22 protein-coding genes, 7 tRNA genes and 1 other annotated feature are annotated in these 17,766 nt (G+C 42.3%); of the genes, 20 read left to right on the plus strand and 9 right to left on the minus strand.

The annotated features are described in order from the left end of the window. Positions 1–44: 44 nt before the first annotated feature. The 16 genes from rpmG to B4J50_RS08150 all read left to right on the plus strand — a co-directional run bounded on the left by rpmG (position 45) and on the right by B4J50_RS08150 (position 5,926). Positions 45–194, plus strand: a complete 150-nt coding sequence (gene rpmG, locus B4J50_RS08075) for a 50S ribosomal protein L33 (RefSeq protein WP_024823028.1) — start codon at positions 45–47, stop codon at positions 192–194. Positions 195–215: 21 nt separating this feature from the next. Continuing rightward, positions 216–291 (plus strand) — tRNA-Trp (locus B4J50_RS08080). Between the two features lie 32 nt (positions 292–323). Further along, entirely contained in the window at positions 324–506 is a 183-nt protein-coding gene (secE, locus tag B4J50_RS08085) for a preprotein translocase subunit SecE (protein WP_024823027.1), read from the plus strand. Between the two features lie 84 nt (positions 507–590). Then, positions 591–1,133, plus strand: coding sequence for a transcription termination/antitermination protein NusG (gene nusG, locus B4J50_RS08090; RefSeq protein ID WP_024823026.1), 543 nt, complete (start codon positions 591–593; stop codon positions 1,131–1,133). 89 nt (positions 1,134–1,222) lie between these two features. Further along, positions 1,223–1,648 (plus strand): 50S ribosomal protein L11, encoded by a 426-nt coding sequence (gene rplK, locus B4J50_RS08095; RefSeq protein ID WP_024823025.1) that lies wholly within the window; start codon positions 1,223–1,225, stop codon positions 1,646–1,648. 66 nt (positions 1,649–1,714) lie between these two features. Continuing rightward, positions 1,715–2,428, plus strand: coding sequence for a 50S ribosomal protein L1 (gene rplA, locus B4J50_RS08100; protein WP_024823024.1), 714 nt, complete (start codon positions 1,715–1,717; stop codon positions 2,426–2,428). Positions 2,429–2,443: 15 nt separating this feature from the next. Next, positions 2,444–2,623 (plus strand) — a sequence feature (ribosomal protein L10 leader region). 10 nt (positions 2,624–2,633) lie between these two features. Further along, positions 2,634–3,164 (plus strand): 50S ribosomal protein L10, encoded by a 531-nt coding sequence (rplJ, locus tag B4J50_RS08105; protein ID WP_024823023.1) that lies wholly within the window; start codon positions 2,634–2,636, stop codon positions 3,162–3,164. Between the two features lie 92 nt (positions 3,165–3,256). Then, the gene (gene rplL / locus B4J50_RS08110; protein ID WP_024823022.1) at positions 3,257–3,637 is read left to right on the plus strand and encodes a 50S ribosomal protein L7/L12; all 381 of its coding nucleotides are present in this window, start codon (positions 3,257–3,259) and stop codon (positions 3,635–3,637) included. 131 nt (positions 3,638–3,768) lie between these two features. Continuing rightward, on the plus strand, positions 3,769–4,467 hold the full coding sequence (nfi, locus tag B4J50_RS08115; protein WP_024823021.1) for a deoxyribonuclease V: 699 nt from the start codon (positions 3,769–3,771) through the stop codon (positions 4,465–4,467). Then, positions 4,457–5,299, plus strand: a complete 843-nt coding sequence (locus B4J50_RS08120; protein WP_024823020.1) for an amidohydrolase family protein — start codon at positions 4,457–4,459, stop codon at positions 5,297–5,299. The genes nfi and B4J50_RS08120 overlap by 11 nt, the downstream gene beginning before the upstream one ends. Positions 5,300–5,352: 53 nt before the next feature. Beyond that, a tRNA-Val gene (locus B4J50_RS08125) sits at positions 5,353–5,427 on the plus strand. Positions 5,428–5,463: 36 nt separating this feature from the next. After that, a tRNA-Asp gene (locus tag B4J50_RS08130) sits at positions 5,464–5,540 on the plus strand. A 23-nt stretch (positions 5,541–5,563) separates the two neighbouring features. Continuing rightward, positions 5,564–5,639, plus strand: a tRNA-Phe gene (locus B4J50_RS08135). 14 nt (positions 5,640–5,653) lie between these two features. After that, a tRNA-Gly gene (locus B4J50_RS08140) sits at positions 5,654–5,728 on the plus strand. A gap of 16 nt (positions 5,729–5,744) precedes the next feature. Further along, positions 5,745–5,818: transfer RNA gene (locus B4J50_RS08145), tRNA-Cys, on the plus strand. Positions 5,819–5,850: 32 nt separating this feature from the next. Continuing rightward, positions 5,851–5,926: transfer RNA gene (locus tag B4J50_RS08150), tRNA-Asn, on the plus strand. 319 nt (positions 5,927–6,245) lie between these two features. Here B4J50_RS08150 and B4J50_RS08155 read toward each other — a convergent pair. The 7 genes from B4J50_RS08155 to B4J50_RS08185 all read right to left on the minus strand — a co-directional run bounded on the left by B4J50_RS08155 (position 6,246) and on the right by B4J50_RS08185 (position 10,908). After that, a complete protein-coding gene (locus B4J50_RS08155) occupies positions 6,246–6,440 on the minus strand; it encodes a YwbE family protein (RefSeq protein ID WP_024823019.1) in 195 nt (64 codons plus the stop codon). 35 nt (positions 6,441–6,475) lie between these two features. Next, positions 6,476–7,408 (minus strand): DMT family transporter, encoded by a 933-nt coding sequence (locus tag B4J50_RS08160; RefSeq protein ID WP_286954071.1) that lies wholly within the window; start codon positions 7,406–7,408, stop codon positions 6,476–6,478. 84 nt (positions 7,409–7,492) lie between these two features. Further along, positions 7,493–7,645, minus strand: a complete 153-nt coding sequence (locus tag B4J50_RS08165) for a hypothetical protein (RefSeq protein ID WP_286846465.1) — start codon at positions 7,643–7,645, stop codon at positions 7,493–7,495. A gap of 8 nt (positions 7,646–7,653) precedes the next feature. Further along, positions 7,654–8,004, minus strand: a complete 351-nt coding sequence (locus B4J50_RS08170; RefSeq protein WP_024823017.1) for a hypothetical protein — start codon at positions 8,002–8,004, stop codon at positions 7,654–7,656. Then, positions 8,001–9,275, minus strand: coding sequence for a DUF1576 domain-containing protein (locus B4J50_RS08175; protein ID WP_286846461.1), 1,275 nt, complete (start codon positions 9,273–9,275; stop codon positions 8,001–8,003). Before B4J50_RS08175 ends, B4J50_RS08170 begins: the two co-directional genes overlap by 4 nt. A 48-nt stretch (positions 9,276–9,323) precedes the next feature. After that, complete coding sequence (locus B4J50_RS08180; RefSeq protein ID WP_286846458.1) at positions 9,324–9,629, minus strand: MTH1187 family thiamine-binding protein; 306 nt, start codon at positions 9,627–9,629, stop codon at positions 9,324–9,326. A 31-nt stretch (positions 9,630–9,660) separates the two neighbouring features. After that, on the minus strand, positions 9,661–10,908 hold the full coding sequence (locus B4J50_RS08185; protein ID WP_286846456.1) for a B12-binding domain-containing radical SAM protein: 1,248 nt from the start codon (positions 10,906–10,908) through the stop codon (positions 9,661–9,663). Between the two features lie 150 nt (positions 10,909–11,058). On the opposite strand from B4J50_RS08185, the gene B4J50_RS08190 reads away from it, so the two are divergent. From B4J50_RS08190 to B4J50_RS08205, 4 genes are read left to right on the plus strand one after another with little or no spacing between them, the layout of a single operon-like run. Beyond that, positions 11,059–12,312, plus strand: a complete 1,254-nt coding sequence (locus B4J50_RS08190; protein ID WP_286846454.1) for an HDOD domain-containing protein — start codon at positions 11,059–11,061, stop codon at positions 12,310–12,312. Between the two features lie 17 nt (positions 12,313–12,329). After that, entirely contained in the window at positions 12,330–14,435 is a 2,106-nt protein-coding gene (locus B4J50_RS08195; protein ID WP_286846452.1) for a GAF domain-containing hybrid sensor histidine kinase/response regulator, read from the plus strand. Between the two features lie 21 nt (positions 14,436–14,456). Then, on the plus strand, positions 14,457–15,338 hold the full coding sequence (locus tag B4J50_RS08200; protein WP_286846451.1) for a GGDEF domain-containing response regulator: 882 nt from the start codon (positions 14,457–14,459) through the stop codon (positions 15,336–15,338). A 27-nt stretch (positions 15,339–15,365) separates the two neighbouring features. Beyond that, positions 15,366–15,818, plus strand: a complete 453-nt coding sequence (locus tag B4J50_RS08205; RefSeq protein WP_286846449.1) for a hypothetical protein — start codon at positions 15,366–15,368, stop codon at positions 15,816–15,818. A 53-nt stretch (positions 15,819–15,871) separates the two neighbouring features. Here the strand turns inward: B4J50_RS08205 and mutY are convergent, their stop codons facing one another. Together mutY and B4J50_RS08215 are read right to left on the minus strand one after the other, a co-directional pair. Next, positions 15,872–16,969 carry an A/G-specific adenine glycosylase gene (mutY, locus tag B4J50_RS08210; RefSeq protein WP_286846447.1) on the minus strand — a complete coding sequence of 366 codons (1,098 nt, stop codon included), beginning with the start codon at positions 16,967–16,969 and terminating at the stop codon, positions 15,872–15,874. Then, positions 16,951–17,685 (minus strand): acyl-[acyl-carrier-protein] thioesterase, encoded by a 735-nt coding sequence (locus B4J50_RS08215; RefSeq protein WP_286846445.1) that lies wholly within the window; start codon positions 17,683–17,685, stop codon positions 16,951–16,953. The genes mutY and B4J50_RS08215 overlap by 19 nt, the downstream gene beginning before the upstream one ends. Between the last annotated feature and the right edge of the window lie 81 nt (positions 17,686–17,766).

A 17,766-nucleotide genomic window follows, 5' to 3' on the forward strand; every position in this document is an offset into this window, starting at 1 on the left:
GTTGTAACTGAAATTCTTGGGTAATTGGGAAGAAGGGAATTTTTATGGCAGATATTGTAGGTTTGCAGTGCACTGAGTGTAAGCAGAGAAATTACACGACCACAGTGAATAAGAAAAAGCAATCAAAGAAACTGGAACTTAACAAATATTGCAAGTGGTGCGATAAACACACCTTGCATAAAGAAACTAAGTAGTGTAGAATATACGCTGCTCGCAGGTCCGTAGCTCAATTGGCAGAGCACTGGTCTCCAAAACCGGGGGTTGCAGGTTCGAGTCCTGCCGGGCCTGCCATTTTTTTTGTTTAAAGATAGGAGGCCGAGGTTATGGAAAAAATCCTCAGCTTCGTGCGTGAAGCAAGAGCCGAGCTTAAGAAAGTAACGTGGCCAGGGAAGAAACAGGTGTGGTATTCAACTCTGGTAGTAATAGTATTTACCCTTTTTGTTGCTGCATATCTCGGCGTTATTGATTTAGCGTTAACGGGTCTTTTGTCGAGGCTTATTGGTTAGTGATACCAGTAAGAATGCTACGCCACAAGTAACGTAAATAGAAAGCAGGGAGGTGAGGGGGCCCGTCCGACCCCCCATTGTGTGATGGAAAGTAATGTTGAGCGGCGCTGGTATATCGTTCAGACTTATGCTGGGTACGAAAACAGGGTTAAAGCTAATCTCGAGCAGAGAATAGCGACTATGGGTATGGATGAAGAGATTTTTAGTGTCCTAGTCCCGGTGGAAGAGCGTGTTTTCGTAAAAGATGGCAAAAGTAAAAAAGTGACACGGAAACTTTATCCGAGCTATGTGCTTGTGGAGATGAAGCTGAACGATCAATCTTGGTATGTCGTCCGCCATACTCCTGGTGTTACAGGTTTTGTTGGAGCAGGAAATCACCCTATTCCTCTTTCTGAAAAAGAAGTAAAAGAAATTATGAGCAAGATTGGGAAGGATCAAGCTAAACCTAAGATTGAGATGAACCTTAAAATTGGGGATATTGTAAAGGTGAAGAGCGGTCCTTTTGAAGGGCAAGTAGGCCCTGTAGTGGAGATTGTTCCTGAAAAAGGGAAGGTAAAATTTACGGTGACGGTCTTTGGACGGGAGACTGTCGTGGAAACTGACTATATGGAGCTGGAGAAGCTCTAAGTATATATAGAACCTAAAGCGGGCGCTCTTCTAACTCTTTGTTTAAAAGGCGGAGGAGAGCTTTGCAGTAACGAGAGGAGATAGCGGTAATGGCAAAGAAAGTAGTTGCGCAGATCAAGTTGCAGTTGCCTGCAGGTAAGGCCACCCCGGCTCCCCCTGTAGGGCCGGCTCTTGGTCAGCATGGCGTGAATATTATGGAGTTTTGTAAGCAGTTTAACGCCAAAACTTCAGATCAGGCAGGGATGATTATCCCGGCTATTTTGACGGTATATGCTGACAGGAGTTTCACTTTTATCCTTAAAACTCCCCCTGCAAGTGTTTTGTTGAAGAAGGCTGCGGGGATTGAACGGGCGTCTGGTGAGCCCGATAAGGTAAAGGTGGCAAAGGTGAGCCGCGATAAGGTGAGAGAGATAGCTGAGCTTAAAAAAGCAGATTTGAATGCCAATGATGTGGATGCGGCTATGCGCATGGTAGAAGGCACAGCTCGTTCAATGGGGATTGAAATCGTCGGCTAGTTTTTTTGTTTAGCGATTGTGGCAGGGTCGGCCAGACCCGCTATGACCACGAGGAGGGACTTTAAAATGGCAAAAAGAGGTAAACGTTATTTAGCTATAAGGGAAAAAGTAGACAGCACGAAACTGTACGGATTGCGAGAGGCCATCGATCTTTTTAAAGAAGTTTCTACTGCGAAGTTTGATGAAAGCCTCGAAGTTCATATCCGTCTCGGCGTCGATCCCCGCCATGCAGACCAGCAAGTTCGTGGGACGGTAATTTTACCCCATGGTACGGGAGTTACTAAAAGAGTGCTGGTTCTTGCTGCCGGAGAAAAGGTTAAGGAAGCTGAAGAGGCAGGCGCGGACTTTGTCGGCGGAGATGATTTGATTCAGAAGATTAGTACAGGTTGGCTTGATTTCGACGCGGTAATTGCTACTCCAGATATGATGAAAAATGTAGGTCGCTTGGGGAAAATTTTAGGGCCACGGGGTTTAATGCCAAGTGCTAAGACGGGTACAGTAACCTTCGATATAGCTGATGCCGTGAAAGAAATTAAGGCTGGTCGTGTGGAGTTCCGTGTTGATAAGGCTGCTATAATTCATAATATGGTAGGGAAGAAGAGCTTCGAGGCTCAACAGCTGTATGAGAATGTAAAAGCTTTGTATCAGACGATTGTAAAGGCTCGCCCTGCTTCAGTGAAAGGTACCTATGTAAAGAGCTTTTATATCGCCCCTACTATGGGTGTTGGCATAAAGATAGATCCTATAGCTGCTGCGAAAGAAATAGCTGCGGAAGCATAAGAAAACTACAATTAAATAAGATATTTTGACAAGCCTAAGACAGTGGGCGCGCTTCAAGCGTCTAATGGAGTAATCCACCCACCGAGGTTTGGAGGTTACATGCCAAGGATAAGTGTTATCTTTGAAAGATACGTTATCTTTTGTAATGTTAGAATCTCCCGACCTAGATGGGTCGGGAGATTTTTTTTGAAGAGGAGGTGAACACATGCCTGCAAAAGTTAAGTATGATTTAGTTGATGAGTTGAAAGAAATGCTCAACAAGACCGAAGCAGTTTTTGTGGCAGAGTACAGAGGTCTTACTGTAGCTCAGATTACAGATCTTCGCGCTAAAGTCAGAGCAGCTGACGGCGAAATGAAGGTAGCTAAAAATACCCTCATGAAAATTGCTCTTCGAGAAGAAGAGATGCCTGTTCCAGAAGATATTATGGCTGGCCCTAACGTTTATACTATGGCTTACAGCGATCCTGTTGCTGTCGCAAAGGTGTTTAAAGACTTTGCTAAAGATAAAGCGAATAAGGCTTTTATCTTAAAGGGTGGAGTTTTGGGCGATTCTATTTTAAATGTAGCCCAGGTCGAAGCTTTGGCAGATCTCCCATCGAAGGAAGTGCTTGTTGCTCAGGTGGTTCGCACCATCGCAGCTCCTTTGTCTGGCCTTGTTACAGTTCTTTCCGGCCCGATCAGAGGGTTGGCCACATGCCTCTCTCAGATCAAGGAGAAGAAAGAGCAGGCTGCCTAATAAGGGTAGCGTAATACCCCATTGGGAATGGGTATGTTAAAAATGAATATAAACTAAATTTGAAGAGTTTTGATTAAGGAGGAACAATAGAAATGACCCACGAAGAGATCATTCAGGCTATTGAAGGTATGACGGTATTAGAGCTTTCTGAGCTCGTAAAGGCTCTTGAGGATAAGTTTGGAGTTTCTGCTTCTGCTCCTGCCATGGCTATGCCCATGATGATGCCAGGCGCCGCCCCTGCAGCTGCTGCAGAGGAAGAGAAGACCGAGTTTGATGTAGTTTTGAAGGGTGCTGGCTCTAACAAGATTGCTACAATTAAGGTTGTTCGTGAAGTTACAGGCCTTGGCCTGAAAGAGGCTAAAGAGCTTGTAGATAACGCTCCTAAACCTGTAAAGGAAGCTGTAAGCAAGGACGAGGCTGAAGAGCTGAAAAAGAAGTTTGAAGAGGCTGGAGCTGAAGTCGAAGTTAAGTAGAACGTCTGCACATACTGTTAAAAATGATGAGGAGGCTGCCCTTGTACTTAAGAGGCAGCCTCTTTTGTTTTCTAGACGAGAAAACATCAAAAGAGGTATAGTGTAGCTAACTTATAGTTGGGGGCATATTCTTGAAATTTATTGTGCCTGATTCTTTTCAACATGCGATAGCTGAACAACGACTTCTTGCAGAAAAAGTATCTATCCGCGATGAGCCTTTTCGGCTCACCACAGTGGCGGGAGTAGATGTAGCGTATAGCAGACGAGGCAAAAAAGCATTGGCCATTGCGGGGATTGTTTGCATGGAGTGGGGAACATTCTCTCCTATCTCCTATACATGGGCAATATATCCAGTTTCTTTCCCTTATTTAACGGGTTTACTCTCTTATAGAGAGGTTCCAGCACTTTTTGCCGCTCTTGAGCGCTTGGAATTGAGCCCAGACCTTTGGATGATTGATGGGGCGGGAATAGCCCATCCACGGAGAATAGGTCTTGCTTCTCACTTTGGGGTTCTTACAAATTTTGTGACTATAGGGGTGGCAAAAAGCCACCTTGTTGGCGTTTATGATGATCCTGGGAACGAGAAAGGGAGTCGATCACCATTATTCTATCAAGAAGAGCATGTAGGGTACGTTCTTCGCTCTAGAAATGGAGTGAAACCTCTATTCATAAGCCCTGGCCATCGAATTTCTCTTGAAAAATCGGTAGAGTTAGTTTTGAAAGCGTGTATAAAGTATCGACTTCCCGAACCTACTCGTGCGGCTCATCAATTTGTTACGCAAATACGTCGGAAGATAGCGGAGGAAGGATGGAAAAATGATGATTATTGATACGCATGTTCACGTTTATCCACCAGATGTAATACAGGATTTCGAGAAAATATCTGAAAGAGAAGATTACTTCGGACTCCTTTCCCATGGAAAGGTTCATAAGTGGGCAACGATAGAAGATGTAATTGTTCAAATGGACGAGGACGATATAGATCAATCGTGGATATTCGGTTTTGCTTTTAAGGATTTGGAGTTATGCCGTCATTGTAATAATTACGTTATTGAAGGTATCAAAAAATATCCTGATCGCTTGAAGGGGTTTGCTGTAGTGCCTCCTTTAGCTAGAGGTTCTGAGGAGGAAATACTTCGGTGTGCCGACGAAGGACTTATAGGAGTAGGGGAGCTTTTCCCAGGCGGGCAGCACTTTAACATCGATGATGTTCGGCAGACGTGGCGTTTTGTCGGTGCTTCTCAAGAGGCTGGAATGACTCTTCTTTTTCACACGGCAGAACCTGTTGGCCATGATTATCCTGGGAAGGGAAATGTAGGGCCTAAAGAAGCCGCTCAATTTTGTATAAACCATCCAGAAGCAAAAGTTATTTTTGCTCACTTTGGCGGCGGACTTTGGCTTTATGAATTGATGCCGGAAATGAAGAAATACCTTCAAAATGCCAGATATGATACGGCAGCCCTTCCATGGCTCTATCAACCACAAATTTTTCAAGCCATAATAGGTGCGGGAATATTAGAGAAAATGTTTTATGGGTCAGATTTCCCAATTCTCTCTTTTGAGAGGTATAAAAAGATTTTTAATCAGATATTTGGAGAGAAAGAGGGGGTAGATAATCTATTAGGAGAAAATGCAGCAAAATTCCTTTTGTCAAGGTGTTGACATATTCTGCAGTCATAGATATACTATCCTTCGCGTTGGTTGAGCGGTGAACGGGGCGGATAGTTCAGCGGAAGAACACTTGCCTTACACGCAAGGGGTCACAGGTTCGAACCCTGTTCCGCCCACCAAAACCAAACCCAGGACTTTGAGTGAAAGATTGTGGTGGGGTCGTAGCTCAGTTGGTTAGAGCGTCGGCCTGTCACGCCGAAGGTCGCGAGTTCGAGTCTCGTCGGCCCCGCCATTTTTTATCTTTGATAGGGACAAGGCGGGATAGCTCAGTAGGTAGAGCAGCGGACTGAAAATCCGCGTGTCCCCAGTTCGATTCTGGGTCCCGCCACCACTTACCGTCAACATGCGGAAGTAGCTCAGGGGTAGAGCACAACCTTGCCAAGGTTGGGGTCGCGGGTTCAAATCCCGTCTTCCGCTCCAAAGACTTTTCAATGGTGGCGGCATAGCCAAGTGGTAAGGCAGAGGACTGCAAATCCTTTATCCCCGGTTCGAATCCGGGTGCCGCCTCCATAATATATTTTGGCAGTTTAATATAATGACATTCCTCGGTAGCTCAATCGGCAGAGCGGGTGGCTGTTAACCACTAGGTTGCAGGTTCGAGTCCTGCCCGAGGAGCCAGATAATTCAAAGCCATTTCAGGAAACCCGAAATGGCTTTTTTGTTTTATCATCGTAAAAAAGCAAGTCTGTTTATTGGACAATCCCAAGCAGAATTTTTAGATAAAGATTAAACTCTCAAAAGTTTTAGAACTCCTATATGCTTCTTGGCCAATAGGTTAGATAAGAAGCATTCTCGGTATTCTTATAGAGTTGTTGAAGTGTTTTGTCGAGATTGCTGTTTATAGTGGCTTTGCTCATACTATCGGATAGCTTGGCAGCCTCTAGGTGAGCTATATAAAACAAGCCGTTTCGGGAACCCGAAAAACGGCTTGTTTACCTTACTCCAATATCTCCTGAACTCTTCCTACAATGCCACTTTCTAGGCGAACCTTTATCCCGTGGGGATGCGTCGGGCTTTTTGTGAGGAGATCTTTAACGATACCTTCAGTTAGCTGTCCCGTTCTTTGATGCTGCTTTTGAACGATTTTAACTCGAAGGCCCGGTGTTATATTTTTTCGTATGTTCCCTGACATTTAAAATTCCTCCCGCTGCTTATTTCTCCATGCATCTAGTTATTATGGCACTTTTTGACACGAGGAACAGAGCGACAAGTTGAATAAGAGTTGAGGTATATTCCAGCTAAAATCAACATGCCGCTGATAATCTTCACAGCAGAGAGACTTTCTCTTAAGAAGACCATTCCAAGCAGAACGGAAAGAAAAGGAGTTAGGTTTAAGAAAGCAGCAGATTTACTTGCTCCTATACTTTTTATGGAAATTTGTTGAAAGATATAACCTAGGGCAGATGCAAATATTCCAAGATATAAAATGGAGAGCCACCCTTTATATGTAGGGGTAACTTGAAAATCGAAAGCACCAGTTACCAACAAAAATGGAATAGTGATAATAAGAGAGAAAAGATTTTCGTAGCTCACCATAGTTATTGGAGGATAATTGTTGGCGACCTTTCTGCTTATGATTGTAAAAATGGCCAAGGCAAAAGAAGCTCCAACTTCATAAAAATCTCCAATGTTGAAGTCCATATGAAGTAGGGCGTGTATGTCCCCGTTTGTAATGAGAAAAACGACACCTGAAAGAGCTATTATCAAAGCACATATATTTTTAAGCCCTAAAGGTTCTTTAAGAAAGACAAAGGCCAGAATAGCTGTCATGAACGGTGTTGTAGCAAAAATAATCGCGGCATTTGTTACAGATGTGTAGAGTAACGCAAGAAAAAAGAAAAAGTTATTTGCAAAAACGCCTGTAAAACCAAGAAGGAACAGTATTGGAATGTCATGTATTGATATTTTCCATTCTCCTTTTTTTCGCAAAGCAATGACGATAAAGATAAAAATAGAAGCTATAAGAAAACGGAAAAAAAGCAGATGTAAAGGTATAAATTCATCAACACCTAATTTGCCGCAGATATATGCTCCAGCCCATAATAATGTAGTGCTTAACATGGGTAGATATACTCCATAGTCCTTTATAAGATGATTCATATACGCTTTCCTCCCGCGATTTTGCTTATATTTAAGCAAAACATTCCGACAGTATAAGCGTTTTAGGCAAGGAGTCAACAGGTTTTACCAAGGCCCAGCATTAGAAGATATTTCTTCAAGGTTTTCTCTTTTGAAACCGAGTTCTTTATAAATAACTTCATTGTGTGGTTTAGGTTGGAGAGTAGAAGAACCGCCATAATCGCTTCCAAACAAGACATTGTAAAAATAGAGCGGCATATGCCGCTCTATTTTTTTCGAACTAAGTGAATAGATAAGAGTTTTTTCTTCGGGTCTCTTGATATCGTCACTTCATCAGTCATAATGCCTACTAGATGTAATTCTGCATCTGTATCTCTCTCGCTCGAAAGACTCCAGTACATTTCTTCCAACTCATAATTCCGAGGTTGACAGAGAAGATTTTTCATTCTTTGTAACCGCTCTTCTGATAGATCTTGAAATACCCCTGTTATGTGAATGAGAAAAGCATCTGGATCCTCACAAATATGAAGATTAATATTGTTACAACCTAGAAAAGTGAGAAAATCATTAATGAGTTCCCCTGCCATTTTTGTCACTCGAATTCGTTCCTGTTTCATGATCTCTTACCACCTCCGGCAAAGGCTTCGATTAACGGCAACAGTACGGCAGCTACTAGCCCTCCAGAAAATCCATTATTGTAAAGGTTAAATCCTGCGTGGAGCATTCCTACATTCAAAACCACAGAAGAATGGATAAAACCCGCAAGTACTCCATATTTCCATCCAAATTCCCCTGTAATAGGTGCGAGAGTTGTTCCAAACAAAGCGGCTAATTGAATGGGCGGAGCGGCGAGGCTCCATTTTTTCGTTATGGCTCCTAGTGCTATTCCTAAAATAATGGGGATGGTATTTCTTGGATGTTTCCCAAAGGCACTAAATCCGACTACAGTTAAGATGCCACCTATGGTAGGCCCATTAAGATCTCCACCTATAACAAGAATATAAAAGGTGGCTAGAAGTCCCATAGCCCCCATGTTCATTAAGGTAGCACCCCATCCTTCTAAAATAACAAAGTCAGACACGGCACGTCCACTATAAGCCATTACCCACTTTATCTTACTCCACCTGTCAAGGGTGAAAGCGGTACAAATCATGATAATAAAAATGGCGATGAAAAATGTCCCTAAAAGCTTGTTATTACCAGTAGTCCAGATCATCCGGGTCTCCACTAAAAGCCCGTAAGAACGGAGAATAGATACATAGACTGTCCCTAAAACACCTGTTACAAATCCTACATTGTAAAGGTTGTATCCTTGATGGAAACGCAAAAAAGCAGAAACGAGGGGAGGAAGCATCATTCCTACAGAAATTCCTAAAATAAAGCTTGCTAATGGGCGCAATAAAAGAGGTAAAAGGGAGCTGAAAAGTAGGTGGCTGACAAGAGGGGCTAAAGCCGTTCCAAAAAGAGCGATATAAATGTACCGTGAGAAATGTTCTTTTTGGTAGAGAGAGTAGAAATAAACTCCTAACACTATGGGCCAAACGTTCAAGATGTTTTTCCCAAATAGAGCAAAACCAGAGACTGTTAAAAGAGAAGAGATAGAGATGCCGGTAATGTTGATTTTGAAAAAGAACAGAAGAGCCGTCATAAGGAAAGTAAGAAGACCACTATTAAAAAAAGCAGCACCAATGTCACCGATTCCTATATAGTCGCTAATAAGATAATCTGGGTCTTGTATAATAGCGCAGATGCCTTTTAGCAATATGGCAGGGGACGATGACATAACTATACCAAAAATCATAAACAAGCAACAGAAAACGCATAAACCAATGTAAGGGCCGTAGCGAATGGGTTGAAGGGGGCCCTTTTTCTTTATAATTTTGAACAACGCACATCTCCTCCATTTCTATCTTTATTGTTATGGGGTGAAGATGTGCTACTTTAATTTTTGCTTTACCGACGCTATTTTCCCCTCCATAGACAGGTCTTTATCCCGACGTTCATCGATTTTTAGTGATGTAGATACTCGAAGAGCCCCTTTATGAAAAGGTACTTCGTGCGCTGCTTTTACGGCTTTTAATACCTCGTCTAGATCGCCTTCAAGAATGGTCCCCATGGGAGTAAGCTCCTGTTTTAAGTTAAATGTGGCAAGAACTCTTTCTACATTGGCAACATAACTGCTAACACTAGGGGAGCCTGTCCCTAATGGTACAACTACTAACTCCGCTATTACTTTCCCCATTTTCCCACCTTCTTTTTATTTTATATTATATCTAAGCCCCCTTGTGAGCCAGGTTCTTTAGCTGTTGCAACTCTTCAGGAGCGATGTCTTCTGAAACATATCCACAGTAAGCGGTATTATTTTGATAGAGAGGCTCCTCTTTTAATAAGGGAAACTTTTTTGCGCAGTCTTCAAACATGACTGTTCCAGGAATAGGCGAATATTCTGCAGTTTTTACAGTGGCCCCTAAAGAACGAACAAAGGAAATAGCATTGTAAACACTTTGATAGCTTTGTTCTGGTAGCCCAATGAGAATATATGTTTCTATGTCGTGATGAGTATAGCCAGCCTTTAATAAATTTCCCACAGCTTTGACGTATTGATGGTCTGATACCTTACTGGAGCTAACCTGTTGTATTACAGGATCCGTGCTTTCTAAGCTGAGGCGGATGGTTTTGAATCCAGTTTCACGTAGATAATGAGCGCATGTTTCGTCAATTTCTCGAACATGAAGACCATTGGGGGTATGGTAATGTAGATGATGAAAGTTTTTCTGCAATTCATTGCAGAGAGGGTAGAAATGCCGTTCTTTATTTATTAAGAGAGCATCATCATAAAAAGCCATGTCCTTTACACTGGAAATGCCATCTTGAAAGGTAATTTCCCGCATAATTTCTTTAAGTGAACGCTGTCGATATGTGGGCCAAAGTTTTTTTGATGCGCAGTATTCACAATGCAAAGGGCATCCTCTTGAAGTCATTATTATTCCATATTCAGGTTCTTCATAGAGATCAAGTGCAGGAAAAGGGCTCTCAAGGAGGAATGGTTCTGTTTGTACTCCATCGGCGCCAAGTGTTTGAGCATGTTCAGGACAAAGTTGGGCGTAAATTCCTCCTAACAATATTGGTGTGTGAGGGAAGAACTTTTTAAGTCTGTCAATGCACCATTTTACGCCGAGATACCAATAGGTCATTCCGGATGTGAGAAGAATTAAATCTGGCTGTTGTATTTGAGAAAGCTTCTCTTCGAATGCTTCTTCTGTTATCCCAAAATGATAATATTTTCGTGGAATATGTTGATAAGGGGTGGGCTTTTTTATTTGCTTTCGTTGTGGTTTATAGCGGCCAAAACCTTTCGGCTTGTCGCGTCCTTCATAGATACAATCAAGAAGAGAAACATTGTTTTCGTGTTTTCTTAAATACTCTAGTATATATAATAACCCCAGCGGCTTAGCCCAAAAATCGAAATAGGCGAAGTCAAATACAGGAGGATTAACTCCGAGAATGTTTTTATGTTTCAAGTTGTTTAGTAATAAAGAGAAGTTATTCATAATATGAGTAGTATAGCAGATAATATATTCACGTGATGTTGGGGTGCATAAGGTACACAATCCTTTTACGCCAATGAGGTATAATAAATAAGAAGGGTGAATGTTAAGGAGAGTCTAACGATGGGGATCGTAAGCGTCGGTAATCTACGAGAAGGAATGGTTCTTAAAAGCGACGTACATGCTCCGAATGGTCGGTTTGTTCTTGGGAAAGGGACATCTCTGAAGGTGCAATATGTTCAGATATTTAAAATTTGGGGAATTACTGAAGTTGATGTAGAGGGTGTTGATGACCACCAAATTCATGAGGAGCAAAAGATAGAAGAATATAAGCAAAAACGCGCAACAGATCTTGTGGAAAAGTATTTCCCTGCAGTAGATTCCCTAGAAGAAGAAATGAAGGAGCTTTATCAACTGTGCGTAAAAAGAATGGCTTTTTTGCTCCCTTCTCGTCTTTTACCAGATGAAGAGAAGCGAGATTTTGCATCGCCTCTACGTTCAGGCTTTTTGCGTACGGAAAGCAAGTTGCCCCTGCCTTCTTTAGACAAGTTGGTTACAGGGGAGATCCGTCTTTTTTCCTTCCCTGATATTTATTTTAAGATTCAAGAGGTTCTGAACTCTCCTGTGAGTTCGGCTACTCATATTGCTAAAGTTGTAAGCACAGATCCCAGCCTGACTGTCCGATTACTGCGCCTTGTGAATAGTTCTTTTTATGGGTTCCCATCTCCTATTCAATCAGTGTCCAGAGCTATTGCGATAGTGGGTGCTAATCAGTTAACATCTCTTGCTCTTGCTGTCTCCACGATAAATGTTTTTAAAAATATACCTTCTTCGTATGTAGATATGAAATCTTTTTGGAAACATTCCATTGCATGTGGTGTTTTTGCAAGACTTCTTGCCTATATGAAACGTCTTCCTTCAGAAGAGCGTTTCTTCCTTGCAGGATTGCTTCATGATATAGGTCGAGTGGTACTTTATACGAAACTTCCTCAATATATGACCCGTGCTATTGAAGAGGCAGAAAGGGAAAAGGTACCCCTGTTAATAACCGAGTGCCGTTGGTTAGGTTTTGATCACGCACAATTGGGAGGACTTCTTCTAAGGGAATGGAATATACCTGAACCTATTCAAATTCTCGTAGCCCATCATCACTCACCTCTGGATGCAGGGGATCATGAAAAAGATGCCGTAATAATATGTGCCGCTGATCTTTTAGCTAATGCTACACGTATAGGGACTAGCGGAAATTATATAGTTCCTCCTTTTTCAAAAGAGATGTGGGAGCTTTTGGGATTATCGAAGGGTATGTTGGAAACGGTTCTGGTGCAAGGAGATCGTCAGATTGCGGAGATTATGAAAATTTTCCTTGTAGCATAGATAAATGGAGAAGTAGAATGGATCCTTATCAAACTATCGAATCTTTAGAACAAAGAATGGGAAATTTATTAGAAGAAAAGAAGGCAGTTCAACAGGTACTGGAAGCTGCCATTAGTTCTGCCGGCTTTACTACGGGGCTAAACCGATCTATGGATGTTGAGATTATCCTGCAGCAAGCTGCCACGCGGGTTCGCCTTTTTGTAAAAGTAAAAACTATCGCCTTTTACCTTTTCTCTGAGGATGGTTTAGATTTCACCTGTTATTATTGTGACCCTCAGGAAAGGTTCCCTTTTATTGAAAAAGAAAAAGATAATCTGATTGAGGACAGGACTGTGGCATGGGTTATTGATAGGAATAGACCTGTTGTCATCCGTTCTTCTGATGACACTTCGTTTCTTCTTTTACACTCCATTATTAATCAAGGGCGAACGTTAGGCTTAATGGTAGCCTTGCTAGATGAAGATCCTTCAGAGATTCTTGATATTTCTTATGCTTTTTTGACGGTGGTTTTGAATTCCATCGCAAACATGCTAAGAGATGCTGAATATTATAGCCTTATCAACAGCCTGAACGAAGAGTTGAATATGAAGGTCAAACGGTTAGAAGAGTCAGAGCATCAGTTGGAGCAGGCAGTGCAGGCGAAAGACCGTTTTTTAGCCAATGTGAGTCATGAAATTCGCACTCCTATGAATGCTATTCTTGGAATGGCTCGTCTATTACTTGACTCTTCTCTTGACGATGAACCGCATGATATGGTTCGAATTATTTTCAAAGAGGCTCAAAATCTTTTGCGTCTCATTAATGACATCCTTGATTTTTCTAAAATAGAAGCAGGGAAAATCGATCTAGAAGAGGTTCCAATTTCTATCTTTAATCTTGTCGAGGACGTTATAAAAAGTATCCGTCCTCTTGCAGAGCGAAAAAGGCTTGAATTGAGAGTTCATGTTCACGAAGATGTTCCATCTGTTTGCGTGGGAGATCCTGGACGCATCCGACAGATTCTTTCCAATTTATTGGGGAATGCGTTAAAATTTACTCATGTCGGGTATGTTTCTCTTGAAGTGCTAGAGCGAACAGAGGCTATTTCGGGTTCTCGCATGCTGTTTTTTAAAGTCTCGGATACAGGTGTGGGAATTCCTGAGGATCAATTCCCGAAGCTTTTTCATTCTTTTACTCAACTTGATCCTTCCACAAGCCGAAAATATGGAGGAACAGGTTTAGGTCTAGCTATAGTAAAAGACCTCGTCGAACTGATGGGTGGTTCAGTAGGGGTAAAAAAACAAGAGAATCATGGCTCGGTTTTTTGGTTTACATTACCGCTAAAAGAAACAAGAGAAAGGCCCGTGAACGATCCTCCCGAAGCAGCAGAAGAGGAGGAAACTTTATTGTCTCCTCAGCCCGTGATGTTTTCTAAAACTCCTTACGTTCTTGTTGTTGAAGATTCAGAGACGAATAGAAAAGTAGCACTCGGCTTTCTTCGAAAGCTAGGCTGTATGGCTGAGGCTGTTTCTGGCGGGGAAGAAGCTTTGGAGGTTCTTGGACGAAAAGAATATGATCTTATTTTTATGGATATACAAATGCCAGGAATGGATGGTTTAGAGGTGACGCAGGCCATTCGGTCGACAAATCTCTGTGGGAAAAATAATCGAATCCCCATAGTGGCTATGACAGCAAATGCCCAAGAAAGCGAGAAGAAGCGATGTTTGTTGAAAGGGATGGACGGATATCTTACAAAACCCATCATGATGAAAGAGCTTGCGGATATGCTGATAACACAGCTAGAAAAGCCCCTTTTTGTTTTTCAGAAGCAAGAGCTTTTGCAGAGATTGGGTGGAGATGAAGAGCTCTTAAAAGAAATACTTCAGACTTTTCGACAGGATCTTCCTAAGCTTTTTCAGTCTTTGCTGGAATCTGTGGAAAAGGGGGCAATTCGAGAAGTTGCTCGACTTGCCCATACTATTCGAGGAGCAAGCGCTAATGTCGGGGCTACTTCCATAAGCCTTCAGGCAGAGGCTTTGGAAAAAGAAGCAGAATGTATGGGATCAGGGCCCTTCCAAGACGCCCTTCGATCTTTGGAGACGCATATAAAATTATTTATGGAGGCTACGTGTGAAATGGAATAGCCTCCCAAACGAGGGAGAGCAATGAAAGTTCTTGTGGCAGAAGATGATGTTACGTCGAGATTTATGCTCCAGTCTCTTTTGCAAAAATGGGGATATGAAGTTCTAACTGCAGCAGATGGGGATGAAGCTTGGCACATTCTCACTGGTGAGGAAGCGCCGAAACTGGCTATTATTGATTGGCTCATGTCAGGTTTAGAAGGACCAGAGATATGCCGTAGATTGAGAGAGCGTGAACAAACCAAAGGGAACTCTATTTATACGTATTTGATAATGCTTACAGTGCGAGATGAAAAAAAACATATTTTGACAGGTCTTGAAGCTGGAGCGGATGACTATATTACGAAGCCTTTCGATGCTCAGGAGTTGCATCTTCGTGTGGGAGCTGGGAAACGTATAGTTGATTTACAGGAAGCTCTCCGTTTTCATGCCGATCATGATACTCTTACAGGCCTTCTAAACAGGCGGGCGGTTTTTGAGCATTTAGAGATCGAGATAGCCCGGTCTGAAAGAGAGGATCACCCTTTAAGCATCGCTCTTCTTGACCTCGATCATTTTAAACAAGTGAACGATACGTACGGCCACCTTATAGGCGATGAAGTACTTCGAGATGCTTCTTCTCGTATTATTCAGCAAGTTCGAAGATATGATGTTGTCGGTCGCTATGGCGGGGAGGAATTTCTGCTTATATTGCCGGGAGCCAGTCGAGATGAAGCTTTTAAAATAGCCGAGCGAGTAAGGGAAAAAATTGTAAGTTGTCCCTTTAGCTCTGGGGAAATCTTCCTTTCAGCAAGCCTTGGGGTCGCATTGTATAATAAGGCAAGTTCTGTTGACGAGTTTATTTTTGCTGCTGATACAGCGCTCTATCGAGCTAAAAAGAATGGCCGGAATCAGACAAGTTTCTAGGTGAGAGAACCGAGAGAGGTGAAAAAAATGGTAAAAAATATTTTTAAAGTATTTCTTTGTGCCGTTTTTCTTGTAATGTTGGGAGCTTCAGTAAGTTGGGCGAGCGACTTTTCTGTACTGGAAATCCGAGAGATTGCAGTTAAAGGACATAAATTGCATATTCGGGGAGACGTGGATCTTCCCCAAGGGGCCATGATCCATTTAGCGTTGAATATCCCGGGCCTTGGCGGACCTGGAAACAGTAAAGATGTTAAGGTGCATGTAAATAGCAACCACTTTTTTGTGCAAGTGCGCCTTCCTAAAAAGGGAAGAGAAGGAGATATATGGTCAGGCCTTATCAGAGCTATTTTTAGGCCATCCCAACAAGATGAACATATAAAAAAGAAAGTGGGAAATAAGGGGGAGAATCTGAAAGGTGCCAAGGTAAAAATTGAGAACGGTGAAAAGATTCTTGTGGATATAAAGAATTTCTCTTTTTAACTGGTGCATAGCAAGAATTTCCCTTCCAGCCGGTGCGGGAGTATTCCCTCTTTTTATCTCTTTTTTGAAAAGAAGAGATCTAAAAGTTTGCGAGTCCCTGCCTGATATGTAAGAGCTGATATGTTTCCAAAGCTGATCCAGTGAAAAGGTTTTTTTACTGGGTCAGGTACAGCATAGGGTAGAGATGTTGTATAGCCTTGGAGGTGGATGCGAGTATTCATTATCGAGTGTTGTATAGATCCGATCTCGTGAAATTTTTGCGTATCCATCCATTTTTCGGGCAGTTCTTTCCTGAAAATGGCGTGATAATCTTCTTTGCTATCTTTAATTCCCCACGGCAATTCCCATAGCCTGCTCCACGGGCCGTCCAGAGGCCTTTGCCGAAGTAATAGCATGTCCTCACACAAAATAAGTGCTGCTACTGCTTCAACTTTTTTAGGTTTATCTGAATATAGAACTACGGGTCTCTCTCTTTCTGTTCCCGTCTTGTGCGCTTGGCAGAAGGGGCTAATTGGGCAATCAATACATCGAGGAAATTGTGGAACACATATAAGGGCTCCCAACTCCATGAGTGCCTGGTTAAAATCTCTAGGGGTATCGTGGGGCAAAAGTTGAGAAGCGAGGATATCTACGGTTACCTTTCCCTCTCCAGCATTTACAGGTATAGCAATGTCGGCTATTCGAGAAAGAACTCTTCGTACATTCCCATCGATTGCTGTATAGGGCATATTATAAGCAATACTAAGAATGGCTCCAGCCGTATAGGGCCCAATGCCAGGTAATTCTCGGAGAATGTTTTCGTTTGGCGGAATTGTTTCGTACCCCATAGATAGCAACATTTGGGCTGCTTTGCGAATATTTCGAACACGAGAATAATAGCCTAGCCCTTCCCAGAATTTTAAGGCCTCTTCTTCTTGTGCTTCTGCTATATCGTGAAGACTTGGGAAGCGCTCCATCCAGCGGAGAAAATAGGGAATCACTCGATCCATTTGTGTCTGTTGTAACATGATTTCTGAAATCCATACCTCATAGGGACGATAACAATGGCGCCATGGTAGGTCCCTCTTATTTTGACAAAACCAGCAGAGCAACTCTTGATTAATTTTATTTCTTTCAATGTCCTTAGAAGATATTATTCGATTCTTTCCCATAGCGTGTGAATCCTTGAAACTTCTGCTCCATCAGATTGTCGGGTAATAATATGGTCAAAAGAGTTTGAAGCTTTTTGCCTTTGGGTTTGTACAATAGCAGCATCTCCATACATGAGTTGTTCCTTAAAAATAACGTTTATCGTCACCGGCCTCTGTGTTTGCAAAACTTCAGTGGGTACTGTTTCTGCAGCCCATTCTACATATACAGCGTTGTTTACATGATTATTAATGTCCAGATCCCGCATTCGGACGGGAAAAGACTCTTCTAAATCTATATGTTTTAAAGGCGGTATTGGTGAAAAAGAGAACTCAAAAGGAACTACTTCTTCATAGTATTCGGAAGAGACATGACGGTCAAGACGTACCGGTTTGTGGCTTTTATAGTCTATAATAATCCAAGATGTTACGGCTTTCCCGAGGGCTTCTCCAGATTGAGTGCGAATCTCAAAAGCTCGTAGAGAGTAGAGGTTCTTTAATGGGGAATGCCACGTGCGAATTACGAGACTTTCGTCAAGTTTTGGGTATCGTATCATTTCGAGGTGGTATCGATGAAGCACCCATGTATACCCTTTCTCCATGAGTTGTGGTATTGAGATGTTCATTCGGGAGGCATCTTTATCGGCCATGTCCTGAAGATAGTTAAAAATGGGGCCTAATTTAAGTTGCCCTTGTCCATTCACTTCAAAAAAACGGATATGTATTGTTTCTTCATACATTCATATGTCCCTCCATCATTTCTTTCAATCGTGCTTATTGTAATGCTCCTGCTCTTGTCATGGCAAGGTAAAGTAGATTTC

The organism is Aminobacterium sp. UBA4908 (assembly GCF_002398115.1).
Classification (GTDB): Bacteria; Synergistota; Synergistia; order Synergistales; family Aminobacteriaceae; genus Aminobacterium; species Aminobacterium mobile.

What these genes read in the sequence shown, in the direction of transcription:
- B4J50_RS08165 (WP_286846465.1), bottom strand. Translation starts at nt 7,645, where the DNA reads ATGCCGCTCTATTTTTACAATGTCTTGTTTGGAAGCGATTATGGCGGT.
- B4J50_RS08120 (WP_024823020.1), top strand. Translation starts at nt 4,457, where the DNA reads ATGATTATTGATACGCATGTTCACGTTTATCCACCAGATGTAATACAG.
- mutY (WP_286846447.1), bottom strand. Translation starts at nt 16,969, where the DNA reads ATGGGAAAGAATCGAATAATATCTTCTAAGGACATTGAAAGAAATAAA.
- rplK (WP_024823025.1), top strand. Translation starts at nt 1,223, where the DNA reads ATGGCAAAGAAAGTAGTTGCGCAGATCAAGTTGCAGTTGCCTGCAGGT.
- rplJ (WP_024823023.1), top strand. Translation starts at nt 2,634, where the DNA reads ATGCCTGCAAAAGTTAAGTATGATTTAGTTGATGAGTTGAAAGAAATG.
- B4J50_RS08160 (WP_286954071.1), bottom strand. Translation starts at nt 7,408, where the DNA reads ATGAATCATCTTATAAAGGACTATGGAGTATATCTACCCATGTTAAGC.
- B4J50_RS08190 (WP_286846454.1), top strand. Translation starts at nt 11,059, where the DNA reads ATGGGGATCGTAAGCGTCGGTAATCTACGAGAAGGAATGGTTCTTAAA.
- rplA (WP_024823024.1), top strand. Translation starts at nt 1,715, where the DNA reads ATGGCAAAAAGAGGTAAACGTTATTTAGCTATAAGGGAAAAAGTAGAC.
- secE (WP_024823027.1), top strand. Translation starts at nt 324, where the DNA reads ATGGAAAAAATCCTCAGCTTCGTGCGTGAAGCAAGAGCCGAGCTTAAG.
- B4J50_RS08200 (WP_286846451.1), top strand. Translation starts at nt 14,457, where the DNA reads ATGAAAGTTCTTGTGGCAGAAGATGATGTTACGTCGAGATTTATGCTC.
- B4J50_RS08195 (WP_286846452.1), top strand. Translation starts at nt 12,330, where the DNA reads ATGGATCCTTATCAAACTATCGAATCTTTAGAACAAAGAATGGGAAAT.
- B4J50_RS08155 (WP_024823019.1), bottom strand. Translation starts at nt 6,440, where the DNA reads ATGTCAGGGAACATACGAAAAAATATAACACCGGGCCTTCGAGTTAAA.
- rplL (WP_024823022.1), top strand. Translation starts at nt 3,257, where the DNA reads ATGACCCACGAAGAGATCATTCAGGCTATTGAAGGTATGACGGTATTA.
- B4J50_RS08180 (WP_286846458.1), bottom strand. Translation starts at nt 9,629, where the DNA reads ATGGGGAAAGTAATAGCGGAGTTAGTAGTTGTACCATTAGGGACAGGC.
- nusG (WP_024823026.1), top strand. Translation starts at nt 591, where the DNA reads ATGGAAAGTAATGTTGAGCGGCGCTGGTATATCGTTCAGACTTATGCT.
- B4J50_RS08205 (WP_286846449.1), top strand. Translation starts at nt 15,366, where the DNA reads ATGGTAAAAAATATTTTTAAAGTATTTCTTTGTGCCGTTTTTCTTGTA.
- rpmG (WP_024823028.1), top strand. Translation starts at nt 45, where the DNA reads ATGGCAGATATTGTAGGTTTGCAGTGCACTGAGTGTAAGCAGAGAAAT.
- B4J50_RS08215 (WP_286846445.1), bottom strand. Translation starts at nt 17,685, where the DNA reads ATGTATGAAGAAACAATACATATCCGTTTTTTTGAAGTGAATGGACAA.
- B4J50_RS08170 (WP_024823017.1), bottom strand. Translation starts at nt 8,004, where the DNA reads ATGAAACAGGAACGAATTCGAGTGACAAAAATGGCAGGGGAACTCATT.